The 11929-nt window shown below is 72.3% G+C and carries 11 protein-coding genes and 1 pseudogene; 7 read left to right on the top strand and 5 right to left on the bottom strand.

From position 1 onward, the window contains the following. On the bottom strand, positions 1 to 616 hold a 616-nt coding region (locus NJ376_RS08020; RefSeq protein WP_252952718.1), incomplete at its 3' end, for a carbohydrate porin. 777 nt (positions 617 to 1393) lie between these two features. On the opposite strand from NJ376_RS08020, the gene NJ376_RS08015 reads away from it, so the two are divergent. After that, complete coding sequence (locus NJ376_RS08015; protein WP_252952717.1) at positions 1394 to 4045, top strand: heavy metal translocating P-type ATPase; 2652 nt, start codon at positions 1394 to 1396, stop codon at positions 4043 to 4045. A 135-nt stretch (positions 4046 to 4180) separates the two neighbouring features. On the opposite strand, the gene NJ376_RS08010 is transcribed toward NJ376_RS08015, so the two are convergent. The 4 genes from NJ376_RS08010 to parS form a co-directional block, all read right to left on the bottom strand. Next, positions 4181 to 4795 (bottom strand): carbohydrate porin, encoded by a 615-nt coding sequence (locus NJ376_RS08010; protein ID WP_252952716.1) that lies wholly within the window; start codon positions 4793 to 4795, stop codon positions 4181 to 4183. Further along, on the bottom strand, positions 4737 to 5735 hold the full coding sequence (locus tag NJ376_RS28970; RefSeq protein ID WP_305879966.1) for a carbohydrate porin: 999 nt from the start codon (positions 5733 to 5735) through the stop codon (positions 4737 to 4739). The genes NJ376_RS08010 and NJ376_RS28970 overlap by 59 nt, the downstream gene beginning before the upstream one ends. A gap of 857 nt (positions 5736 to 6592) precedes the next feature. Beyond that, positions 6593 to 7051 (bottom strand): RES family NAD+ phosphorylase, encoded by a 459-nt coding sequence (locus NJ376_RS07995; RefSeq protein ID WP_252952715.1) that lies wholly within the window; start codon positions 7049 to 7051, stop codon positions 6593 to 6595. Beyond that, positions 7048 to 7464 (bottom strand): type II RES/Xre toxin-antitoxin system antitoxin, encoded by a 417-nt coding sequence (gene parS, locus NJ376_RS07990; RefSeq protein ID WP_252952714.1) that lies wholly within the window; start codon positions 7462 to 7464, stop codon positions 7048 to 7050. The genes NJ376_RS07995 and parS overlap by 4 nt, the downstream gene beginning before the upstream one ends. Before the next feature lie 184 nt (positions 7465 to 7648). On the opposite strand from parS, the gene NJ376_RS07985 reads away from it, so the two are divergent. From NJ376_RS07985 to NJ376_RS07960, 6 genes and pseudogenes are all read left to right on the top strand, one after another. Continuing rightward, positions 7649 to 8473, top strand: coding sequence for a helix-turn-helix domain-containing protein (locus NJ376_RS07985; RefSeq protein ID WP_252952713.1), 825 nt, complete (start codon positions 7649 to 7651; stop codon positions 8471 to 8473). Between the two features lies 1 nt (position 8474). After that, positions 8475 to 9518: an ArsJ-associated glyceraldehyde-3-phosphate dehydrogenase gene (locus NJ376_RS07980; RefSeq protein WP_252952712.1), complete on the top strand. Its 1044-nt coding sequence runs from the start codon at positions 8475 to 8477 to the stop codon at positions 9516 to 9518. Next, positions 9518 to 10744, top strand: coding sequence for an organoarsenical effux MFS transporter ArsJ (gene arsJ / locus NJ376_RS07975; RefSeq protein WP_252952711.1), 1227 nt, complete (start codon positions 9518 to 9520; stop codon positions 10742 to 10744). Before NJ376_RS07980 ends, arsJ begins: the two co-directional genes overlap by 1 nt. Before the next feature lie 185 nt (positions 10745 to 10929). After that, a complete protein-coding gene (locus NJ376_RS07970) occupies positions 10930 to 11280 on the top strand; it encodes an ArsR/SmtB family transcription factor (RefSeq protein WP_252952710.1) in 351 nt (116 codons plus the stop codon). A gap of 26 nt (positions 11281 to 11306) precedes the next feature. Then, positions 11307 to 11399: pseudogene (locus NJ376_RS07965) on the top strand (arsenate reductase); the annotation flags it as partial. A 38-nt stretch (positions 11400 to 11437) separates the two neighbouring features. Further along, on the top strand, positions 11438 to 11929 hold a 492-nt coding region (locus NJ376_RS07960; RefSeq protein ID WP_370288080.1), incomplete at its 3' end, for an arsenic resistance protein.

The following is an 11929-nucleotide window of genomic DNA, read 5'->3' as shown; positions in this document are numbered from 1 at the left end:
AGCCGCGCGCGTCGGCGGCGAAGTCGAAGGCACCGGCGGCGACGAGAGCCCAGTTGAGGAATTGGGTGCGCGCGTCGTGGGAGTAGCGGTTCTCGTCGAAGATGTCCCAGACCGAGATCTTGCCGACGGTGATGGTGAGGCGCTCGCGCGGCAGCGGGCCGCCGAAGCGCAGCGGGTCGTCGTCAGTCTCGACGGTGTCGGCCGACAGGCCGATGGTCTGTCGGAGGAAGACCCGCGGCACGTAGAAGGAGGGCTCGGTCGAGCCGAGCCGGAACGCCTCGTTGTTGGGGAAGGCGGCGATTCCGGTCGAGTTCGACAGGCCGAAGCCGCGGGTGACGGAGGCGTCGAGGATGAACTCCGCCCCGGTCCACAGCCGCCGCCCCAGCACGAGGTCGCTGGAGAAGGTGTTACGGGCGTTCGGGGCCGGGCTCAGGCTGGCCTCGCCGCGGTAGGGCGAGCGGAAGCGGGGGTGGCCCTGGAGGACGAAGGTCGCCTGGCCGCGCACCAGCCATCCCTGCTCCTCCAGCCGGTCCTGCAGCGCCGCGAGATCGGGGAACAGCGCCGCCTCGGGCGGGCCTACGTTCGGCGCGCCGGGACTCCCGAACCTCTGGGCCATAGCCGGGCCGGTCGGGGCGGCCAGGGGCGCGAGGACGGCGGCGAGCAGCGCCCACCCCAACGCGCCGCCTCCGGTGCCGCCCCGGCTGGCCCCGATGGGCGGGGCCGCCGTCCTATTTCCCCGCCTCCCTCGAAGACGGTCGGTCGGCGTCCGGCCGTGGGGGTGCGGCCAGGACCCGCCCCAGCCAGGTTCGGCGGCCGGGGCGGAGCGCTCGGTTCCCTCATCCATCGAGCCTCCCTCTGGCCGCAAGGCACGGCAAGCGAGCTGCGCGACGCGGATGCGGCGCACGGCAGTCGTCGGTCGCGCTGCGGCCCGCGTCAACCCCATCGCCGTGAAGTTACTTCACGTTCGGGCTGGCGCGGTGGCCATCGACGAGTTCGTGCGATCGGCTGGCCCCGGACGCCGCGAGCCCGCCGATGCCGTTCAGCGCTCCCGCCGCCCGCCAACGTCCATGGACGCGGGGCCGGGGGCCGGGACGCGCCGCCGGGCGCGGGCGCCCGTGCCGCTGCCCGCCAGGCAGGCGTGGCGGGCCTCCCGCGTTGAGGCTGCAGGGAGGACTGACGGAATGCCGCATGACCACGGCCACGGAGGACACCACCACGGCGGGACGGCCGGGCACTCGCACCCACCCGCCGACCTCGGGCGCGCCTTCGCCAGCGGCGCCGTCGGGACCAGCGCGCCGCTGGCGGAGGCATTGTCGCCCGGAGGGGCGGGTGAGGCGCTGGAGGGCCGGACGTTGAGTGGCCGGGCGGCCTTTTCCCGCCTAAGTTTCCGCCCTTGTTCCACCGCTTTTCCCGCCCGTTCCACGAAAACCGAGGGCCCATGATTGCGAAGGAAGCACAGCGTCTGCGCCTCGACCTCCCCGTCCTGCTCCCGGATGCGCCGGACGAGGCGGACGCCTGCGTCGGGCGCCTCGTCGGCGATCTGTCGGGCCGAGAGGGCATGGAGCGGGTGCATGTCGTGCCCGCATGCGGCGGGGAGCCCGCCAAGCTCTGCATCCACTACGACCCGCAGGTGCTGAGCCTCGCCCGGGTGCGGGAGATCGCCGAGGCTACCGGAGCCCGCCTGACCGAGCGGTTCGCCCACGCGCTCTGGGAGGCGGACGGGCTCCGCCACCAGCGCCGCGCCCGCCTCGTCTCCGAGCGGCTGCGGCGCATCCCCGGCGTGGTCGAGGCCGAGGCGTCCGCGTCCGGGCTGCTGCGGATCGAGTTCGACCGGGAGGCGACCTCCGAGCAGGCCCTCCGCCGCGCGCTCGGCGACATGCGCGTGCAGGTCCGCGGGCCGGAGCCGGGCGAGGCGGACCGCGCGCAGGGGCGGGAGCCGCACGGCCGCGACCACGGGCACGAGGCCGAGGGGCACAGGCACGAAGCGGGACACGGCGTCGGCGAGCACCGCCACGAGGAGGGGCATGCCCACGCGCATGGCGGCGTGTTGGGCGAGAACACCGAACTGATCTTTGCATTGGCCTGCGGGGCCCTGCTTGCCATCGGCTACCTGGTCTCCGTCGCGACCGGCGCGCCAGCATGGCTGCCGCTTGTGCTCTACATCGCCGCCTACGGCTTCGGCGGGTTCTACACGCTGCGCGAGGCAATCGACTCCCTCCGCATCGGCCGTTTCGAGATCGACACCCTGATGCTGGTCGCCGCGGCGGGCGCCGCCGCGCTCGGCGAGTGGGCCGAGGGCGCGCTGCTGCTCTTCCTGTTCAGCCTTGGCCATTCGCTCGAGCACTACGCCATGGGAAGGGCGCGGCGCGCCATCGAGGCGCTGGCCGAGCTCGCCCCGCGGACGGCCGAGGTGCGGCGCGACGGCGAGGTGCGGGAGATCCCGGTCGAGGAGCTGGCGGTCGGCGACACCGTCGTCGTGCGGCCGAACGCCCGCATCCCGGCCGACGGGTTCGTCGTCCGCGGCACGAGCAGCGTCGACCAGGCCCCCGTCACCGGCGAGAGCGTGCCGGTGGACAAGCGGGCCGTCGACGACCCCGATCGCGCCGCCCTGCGGCCGGACAGGCTGGGGGCCGAGAATCGCATCTTCGCGGGCACGATCAACGGCAGCGGGGCGATGGAGGTCCGGGTCACCCGGCGGGCCGCCGACACGACGCTCGCACGCGTGGTGCGGATGGTCAGCGAGGCCGAGGCGCAGAAGTCGCCGACCCAGCGCTTCACTGACCGCTTCGAGCGCGTCTTCGTCCCCGCCGTCCTGGCCTTCGTGGTCCTCCTGCTGTTCGCCTGGGTGGTGGTGGACGAGCCGTTCCGCGACAGCTTCTACCGGGCCATGGCCGTGCTGGTCGCCGCCAGCCCGTGCGCGCTCGCCATCGCTATCCCGAGCGCGGTCCTGTCCGGCGTCGCCCGGGCCGCGCGCGGCGGCGTGCTGGTCAAGGGCGGCGGGCCGCTGGAGAACCTCGGCACGCTCGGCGCCATCGCCTTCGACAAGACCGGCACGCTGACCGAGGGCAAGCCGCGCGTCACCGACGTGGTGCCCGCGCCGGGCGTGGAGGAGCGCGAACTCCTGGGCACCGCCGTCGCGGTCGAGGCGCTCAGCGACCATCCGCTCGCCGCCGCGGTGGTCCGCGACGGGCGGGCGCGGCTCGGCGGCGGCGCCGAGCCGCCCGAAGCCCAGGACCTGCGCAGCATCACGGGCCGCGGCCTGGCGGCCCGGATAGGCGACGAAGCCGTGTTCGTCGGCAAGGCCGCGCTGTTCGCCGAGGTCGAGGGGCCGTCGCTCCCGGCGGCGGTGCGGAGCACGGTGGAGGACCTTGAGGGCAAGGGGCGCACCACGATGGTCGTGCGGCGGGGCGGGCGCTACCTGGGCGCGCTGGGCCTCATGGACACGCCGCGCCCGCCCGCGGCCCGGGTGGTCGCCCGGCTGCGCGAGCTCGGCATCTCCCGCATGATCATGATCTCCGGCGACAACCGGCGCGTGGCCGAGGCGGTGGCGCGGCAGGTCGGCATCGACGAGGCCTGGGGCGACCTGATGCCGGAGGACAAGGTCGAGGCGATCCGGAAGCTGCGGGCGGAGCGGAAGGTGGCGATGGTCGGCGACGGCGTGAACGACGCGCCCGCCATGGCCAACGCGACCGTCGGCATCGCCATGGGCGCCGCCGGGTCCGACGTGGCGCTGGAGACGGCCGACGTGGCGCTCATGGCCGACGACCTCGGGCACCTGCCCTTCGCCGTGGGCCTGAGCCGCCGAACCAGCCGCATCATCCGCCAGAACCTGTGGCTCAGCCTCGGCATGGTCGCCGTTCTGATCCCGGCGACGCTGCTCGGGCTCCAGATCGGCGTGGCCGTGCTGTTCCACGAAGGTTCGACCCTGGTCGTCGTCGCGAACGCGCTCCGCCTCCTCGCCTACCGCGATGCCGACGGTCGGCTTGCCGCGCACGGCACGAAGGTCCCGGGATCCGGAAAGGGGCTGTCCTCCTACCCCGCGTAGCTTCCACTGAGCGAACGCGCGGGTGAAGCTGTCGGTCAGCGACTGGATGACGTAGCGGAAGAAGGTCCGCTGGCCGATCTGGACATGTGCCTCCACTGGCATGCCTGTGTCAGGAAAACGCGGCGGGCTCCATGTTCAGAAGGCCGTCCGCAGGCGGACGGCGAGGACGTGCACGGGTCCTCGGTCGGCGTTGTAGGCCGGGTTCACCGCGAGCTGGTAGTTCAGCGCAACGTTCAGCCCTGGGGCCGCCTGGGCATCGTAGTAGAGCTCGGTGACCCACTCCGGGGCGTAGTTCAGCCGTCCGTCGCCGGTGATGAAGCCGATTCCGCCCGCCTCCAGGTAGCGGCGCCGCCCTTCGGAGATCCAGCCGATGTTCGTGGCCAGGCCCACGGTGTCCGCCGGGCGGTCCCAGCGCAGGCCGCGCAGCGACAGCCCCGCCGAGACCGCCCGGTCCATCTCGGTGAACATCCAGTTCTGCGTCCGGCCGTCGTTCCACGAGAGCCGCGCGAACGCGCCGAGGTCGTCCGTGATCTCCTGCTCGAGGTTCAGCGCCAGCATGTGCTTCAGGCGGTAGCCGGTGGGGTTCTTCTCGAAGGTGTCGAAGCCGTTCTCGAACAGCTCGCCCCAGCTGGACTGCCGCGTGCGCGAGGCGCCATAGATCACCCTGACCGCACCCGGGCGGCCGCCGATTTCATGGAAGTGGTCCACTTGGCCGAGGACCTGCCAGGCGCGGGTCAGGGCGGGGTCCATGAACAGACCGTTCACTCGCCGCGAGACCTGGAAGGCGCCCGCGCGCAGGCCCCAGGTGCCGTTCTTTCTCCCACTCCAGCGCGGTGCCGTAGGTCCAGCCGCGCGCGTCGGCGGCGAAGTCGAAGCCGCCCGCCCCGACCAGGGCCCAGTTCAGGAACTGGGTGCGGGCGTCGTGGGCGTAGCGGTTGTCGTCGAAGATGTCCCAGACCGAGAACTTGCCCGCGGTGATGGTGAGGCGCTCGCGGGGCAGGGGCCCGGTGAAGCGCAACGGGTCGTCGTCGGTCTCGACGGTGTCCTCCGACAGGCCGATGGTCTGCCGCACAAAGGCCCGCGGCACGTAGAAGTAGGGCTCGGTCGAGCCCAGCCGGAACGCCTCGTTGTTCGGGAAGGCGGCGACGCCGGTCGAGTTGGACAGGCCGAAGCCACGGGTTACGGAGGCGTCGAGGATGACCTCCGCCCCCTGCCACAGCCGCCGCCCCAGCACGAGGTCGGTCGAGAAGGTGTTTCGGGCGTTGGCGGCCGGGCTCAGGCTGTTCTCGCCTCGGTAGGGCGAACGGAAGCGGGGGTGGCCCTGGAGGACGAAGGTGGCTTGGCCGCGCACCAGCCAACCCTGCTCCTCCAGGCGGTCCTGCCGCGCCGCGAGATCGGGGAACAGCGCCGCCTCGGGTGGGCCGACGTTGGGCTCGCCCGGCTTGCGTCCCCCCTGCGCGTCCGCCGCCGCGGTCCAGGCGACAAGCGCCGCGACGGCCGCGGCCAGCCGCGTCCGCCCCCTGCGCCGCCTCCGGTGCCGTCCCGGCTGGCCCCGGTGGGCCGGGCCAGCGCCCGCGCTCCCGGCTTCCCTTGCGGACGGTCGGTGGGCATCCCCCGGCGGGGAAGCGGTCAGGATTCCGCCCCGGCCAGGTTCGGCGGCCCGGGCGGGGCCCTCGGTTCCCTCATCCATCGAGCCTCCCTCGAGCCGCAAGGCGTGGCCAGGGAGCCGCGGCGCCACGGCACCCGACCGGGAGCCGTCGGTCGCGTTGCGGCCCGCGCCAACCCCGCCGCCGTGAAGTTACTCCAACTTCGGGCTGGCGCAGCGGCGGCCGACGGCTTCGTGCGACCGGCTGGCCGGACGCCGCGAGCCCGCCGATGCCGTTCAGCGTTCCCGCCGCCGTCCTGGCGGAAGCTTCCACCCTCGCGCCCCCGGCAACCGCGGACAACGCTGCCAAGGGAGGCCGGGTGCTTGCCCAGGCCGCCCGACGGCGCGACGAGGGTTCGCACTTCGACCCGATGTACGGCGACGGCCCTTGGCCGTACCGTCCGGGCGCCGCGGCCGCCCGGGCGGGGGACGGTGCGCCCGCGCATCTCGACCCCCTGGGCGGGGTGCCGCCAGCCTGGACGGTGACGCGGGGGCTGGGATCCGACCGCCAGGCCGGGCCGTCCGAGGGCTGCCCGGCCCCAAGGAACCGACGTGTCAGCCAGCCACGAGGCGTGCCCCCGCGCGTGGCCTGCCTCCAGGGATCACGCGCTCAGCGGCCGCAACGACCCTTGCGGCTGCCTGATCCCTGTGCCGATGGAGCGACGGCCTATCGTGGAAATGCGGAGGAGCCACATCGCGATAGGCGGGCGTTACCTGGTGGTTGGAAGGCTGGGCGCACGCCGAGACCCCGGCTAGCAGACCCAGCGCGACGGCGGCGGTGACCCACTGCATGACGGCTTCCTCTCCCATGCGGGCAGTTTCCATATGGGCAGCCGGTGTGCCGGGTGCGTGACGGTCCGGGGACTTCATCGAGGCACGCTTCCGACGACACGTACGCCACGTCAGGGAGGCTTGGGCGTGCCCGGTTGGGCGCCACGCCACAGGCGGGCATCGAACTGGAACGGCCGCGTCTCCGACACCTGCGCGTCGGCGGCGCGAGGGTGCCGCGGGTTCAGCAGCAGGTTCGTTGCGGTCGGCACGATGACGGAGGGCACCCGCAGCACCGCCGTGCGGCCGGAGCGAAGCCAGCCGTCGCCCACGGCCCGCGGGTCGGGCGGCATGGCCGTGACCTCGTCGGGCGGCTCGTCCGGCAGGTCGACCCGCATCAGGGCGTAGTCGTCCGGCAGCAGGTCAGGCGGCAGGTCGAGGTGGACGCGCACCTCGAGAACCGCGAGGGCCGGGTGCTCGGCCATGTAGACCATGGGCTGGCCAGGGCCGTTCCAGCGCCCGCCAAACCGCCGCGCGCCCTCGCCGGAGAGGTCGGCGTAGGGCGCGCGGCAGACCCGCCACGCCTGGATCAAGCGGCAATGCCGTGGGCGATGCGGCCGAGCAGGGTCTCCACGCGGCGGGCCCCGACGTCGGTGTCGAGCAGGTCGAGCGGGGCGTTGTCGGCCAACGCCGAGGTCGGCCGTCGCAGCCAGCGGTGCGCCTTCTCGGGGTTGGCGAAGGTCTCCTCGGCCTCCTGGATCACCCGGAGGATGCGGACGAGGCGGTCGGACTGCTCCGCCGACAGCCTGCCGAGCGAGCGGCGGTGCGCCAGGGTCTTCCGGGGCAGCGCGAGTCGGTCGAGTTCGGCCGCGGTGAGCCGCCCCGTCTCCAGGACGTCGTCCACCACGTGCACCGGCAGCCCCTCGCGCACGGCGTCCACCAGGCCGAGGTCGCCCTCGTCGAGGGTGGCCATGAAGCCGAGGGTGAATGGGTCCGACAGGGTCATCGCGGGTCTCCGGCCATATGCACTTACCATAGAGGCATATCGCCATCCAGGCCCGCTTGTTCCAGCCCTCCTATCAAGCCGGTCGCGCCGCCCCCGTCGTGCGGCCATGTGCACTGGTCACACCCAATCCGACGGCTATAATGGAAATATGGAATCAACAGCAGCTGCCCAGATCTTCGGAGCCTTGTCGCAGGAGACCCGTCTCGCCGCTCTGCGTCTCCTCATCGAGGCGGGACCAAGCGGTCTGCCCGCGGGTGAGGTGGCCGACCGACTGGGCCTTCCCCCCTCGACGGCGTCGTTCCACCTCAGCGCCCTCGAGCGCGCCGGGCTGACCCAGTCCACGCGGCAGAGCCGCCAGATCATCCACGCCGCCCGCGTCGCGGCCCTCCGTGAGCTGGTGGTCTTCCTGACGGAGGCCTGCTGCTCCGGCCGCCCGGAGCTCTGCGGCGACATCGCCCGCCTGCTGCCCGACATCCCCGAGGAGAGCGTCTCGATGACCCCCGCCTTCAACGTGCTCTTCCTGTGCACGCGGAACTCCGCGCGATCGATCATGGCCGAGGCCATCCTCACCAAGGTCGGCGGCGCACGCTTCCGCGCCTACTCGGCCGGGGCCGACCCGGCGTCGCGGCCGCTGGACGGAATCGTCGACACGCTCCGGCGGCTCGGCCACGACGTTTCTGGCCTGCACTGCAAGTCCTGGGACGTTTTCACGGGGCCGGACGCCCCGCGCATGGATTTCGTCATCGCTCTCTGCGAGATCCTCGAGGACCAGGGCTGCCCGGACCTCCGAAACACGGCGGTGACCGGCACCTGGCCGCTGCCCGACCCGAACAAGTTCACTGGCAGCGCAGTCGAGCGGGGACTCCTGCTGAACGAGCTCTACGCCAGCCTGAAGCGCCGCATCGACATCTTCACCTGCCTGCCCTTCGCCTCGCTGGACCGAATGGCGTTGAAGGCCCGCCTGGACGAGCTCGGCGGCGGCAGCATGGCAACGGCGGGGGGGCGCTGAGATGCGCGTCGGCATCAACGGCATGGGCCGGATCGGGCGCTTGGCGCTGCGCGCCGCCTTGGGCGGGGTCGTCCGCGAGAGCGACGATCCGCGCGCGGGCAATCGGCTCGACATCGTCCACGTGAACGAGCTCAAGGGCGGCGCCGCGGCGACCGCGCATCTGCTCGAGTTCGACAGCATCCACGGCCGCTGGCGCGAGCGGATCGGCTTCGAAGGCGAGGGTGCCCTGACCGTCGGCGACCGCCGCGTCGGCTTCAGCGCGGAGGCCAGCCCGGCCGAGGTGCCCTGGGGCGACCTCGGCTGCGACATCGTCCTGGAGTGCACGGGCAAGTTCCTCAAGCGGGAGCAGCTCCAGGGCTACTTCGAGCGGGGGGTGAAGCGCGTCATCGTCGCGGCGCCGGTGAAGGACGGCTCCGCGCTGAACGTGGTGGTCGGGGTCAATGACGACCGCTACGACCCGGAGCGGCACCGCCTGCTGACGGCGGCCTCCTGCACGACGAACTGCCTGGCGCCGGTGGTGAAGGTGGTCCACGAGGCGATCGGCATCCGGCACGGCCAGATCACCACCATCCACGACCCGACCAACACCAATGTGGTCGTGGACGCGCCGCACAAGGATTTGCGGCGGGCGCGCTCCGCCATGCTCTCGCTTCAGCCGACCACGACCGGCAGCGCGACCGCCATCACCCTCATCTACCCCGAACTCAAGGGCCGCCTGAACGGCCATGCCGTCCGCGCCCCGGTGCTGAACGCGTCACTCACCGACTGCGTCTTCGAGCTGCGGCGCCCGACGACCGAGGCCGAGGTGAACGAGCTGTTCCGCTCGGCCGCCGCGGGTCCGCTGGCGGGCATCCTGGGCTTCGAGACCCGGCCGCTGGTCTCGGCCGACTACGCCAACGACACCCGCAGCGCCATCGTGGACGGCCCCAGCACCATGGTGACCGACGAGACGCTGCTGAAGGTCTACGCCTGGTACGACAACGAGATGGGCTACGCCTGCCGGATGGTGGACCTGGCCAACATCGTCATGGAGCGGGGGGTCTGATGTCGGCCCTCCGCAACTACCTCGTCGTCACCGGCGCCTACTGGGGGTTCACCCTCACCGACGGCGCGCTCCGGATGCTGGTGCTGCTGCACTTCTATCAGCTCGGCTACACCCCCTTCATGCTCGCCTTCCTGTTCCTGCTCTACGAGGCGGCGGGCATCCTCGCCAACTTCGGTGGCGGCTGGCTGGCCACGCGCTTCGGCATCCCCCGCATGCTCACCATCGGGCTGTCGCTCCAGATCGTCGGCCTGCTGATGCTGTCGGCGCTGGACCCGGGCTGGGGCGCCGCGGCGTCGGTCGCTTGGGTGGTGGCCGCGCAGGGAATCGCGGGCGTCGCCAAGGATCTGACCAAGACCGCCTCGAAGTCGGCCATCAAGGCGACCTCCCAGCAGGGCGCCGGGCAGCTCTTCCGCTGGGTGGCCTGGTTCACCGGCTCCAAGAACGCCATGAAGGGCTTCGGCTTCTTCGTCGGCGGCCTCCTGCTCCAGTTCGTCGGCTTCCGCCCCGCACTGTGGCTGATGGCGGGCCTGCTGGTCGCCGCGCTCGCGGGCGTCCTTCTGTCGCTGCCCCGGGAACTCGGCAAGGCCAAGGCATCGAAGAGCTTCAGGGAGCTCTTCGCCAAGACGCGCGCCATCAACCTGCTGGCCGCCGCCCGCATCTTCATGTTCGGCGCGCGCGACGTCTGGTTCGTGGTCGGCCTGCCGGTGTTCCTGTACGCGAGTGGCTGGAGCTTCCTCGAGGTGTCCGGCTTCCTCGCTGCCTGGACCATCGGCTACGGCGGCGTGCAGGCGCTGGCACCGTCTGTGGTCCGGCGCAGCCCGGATGGGCTGTCCCGCGAAGTGCCGGAGGCCCGGCTCTGGTGCGCCGCCCTCGCGGCGATCCCGGCCGTCCTGGCTCTCGTGCTGGCGTCCGAGACCGTAGCGCGCCCAGACGTCGTCGTGGTGGTCGGACTGGCGATCTTCGGCTTCGCCTTCGCCGTCCTGTCCTCGCTGCACTCCTACCTCATCCTGGCCTACGCAGGCTCGGAGAAGGCGGCCGAGGATGTCGGCTTCTACTACGCGGCGAACGCGGCCGGGCGGCTCATGGGCATCCTGCTCTCGGGCAGCCTGACGCAGTACGCCGGGCTGCAGGGCTGCCTGTGGGGCTCGGCCGCCATGCTGGCCGCCTGCGCGGCGCTGACCTTCCTGCTGCCGACGGGAGCCGAGGCGCGGCGGGCGGTGGTCTGACACCTCCGACATGCCCAGCCCCATCAGCGCGAGCGGCAGACGGGGGCGCTCCCCGCCGTCGCAACGAGACTGGCCGCGGCAAGGTTCCAGCAATAAGTACGACATTTCGTTTAAAGTCGTAGCTGAACTTGACGGCCGACCCTGGGAGGCATATTTCGAGTTTCATTGAATAATGGAGCCGCCCCGTGGACGCCGCTTCGGCCGTCGCCGCCCTGTCCGCCCTGGCGCACGAGCACCGGCTCGCCGCCTACCGCCTCCTGGTCGAGACGGGACCCGACGGCCTGCCCGCGGGGGTTATTGCCGAGCGGCTTGGCCTGCCGCCCTCCAGCCTGACCTTCCATCTGCAGGCGCTGCTGCACGCCGGGCTGGTGACCCAGCGCCGGGTCAGCCGCCAGATCATCTACGCGATGGCCCCGGCGGCCATGAACGGGCTCGTGGCCTACCTGACCGAGCACTGCTGCGGCGGCCGGGCCAGCTGCGCCCCGGCCTGCGACCCCGCCGCGGCGGGCGCGCCCGAGGGCGCCTCCGCCGCCTGACACCACGACCACGTCCGGAGACCCCCGTGACCGTCACCATCTACCACAACCCTGATTGCGGGACGTCGCGCAACGTCCTCGGCCTCATCCGCAACAGCGGCGAGGAGCCGCAGGTCATCGGCGAACGGGGGCGCCACGTCGCGCCGGGGAGCGCGGCATGAGCGCGGCCGCGCAGGGCGAGGCCGCCATCCAGCGGCGCCGGGAGGCGATGGGCACCTTCGAGCGCTACCTGACCCTCTGGGTGGCCCTCTGCATCGTGGCGGGGATCGCGCTCGGCGCCGTGTTGCCGGGCCCCTTCCAGGCGCTCGGCCGGATGGAGGTCGCGCAGGTCAACATCCCCGTCGCCCTGCTCATCTGGGCCATGATCGTGCCCATGCTGCTGCGCGTCGACTTCGGCGCCATGGGCCAGGTGGCGCGGCACTGGCGCGGCATCGCCGTGACGCTGGGCGTGAACTGGCTGGTGAAGCCCTTCTCGATGGCGCTGCTGGGCTGGCTCTTCATCGGCTGGCTGTTCCGCCCCTGGCTGCCCGAGGGCCAGATCGAGAGCTACATCGCCGGGCTGATCCTGCTGGCCGCAGCACCCTGTACCGCAATGGTCTTCGTCTGGAGCCGCCTGACCGATGGCGAACCGAACTTCACCCTGTCTCAG

It is taken from the genome of Siccirubricoccus soli (assembly GCF_024178315.1).
Classification (GTDB): Bacteria; Pseudomonadota; Alphaproteobacteria; order Acetobacterales; family Acetobacteraceae; genus Siccirubricoccus; species Siccirubricoccus soli.
Note: the sequence above shows the minus strand (reverse complement) of the source record. Positions and strands in the feature narration are given on the sequence as shown.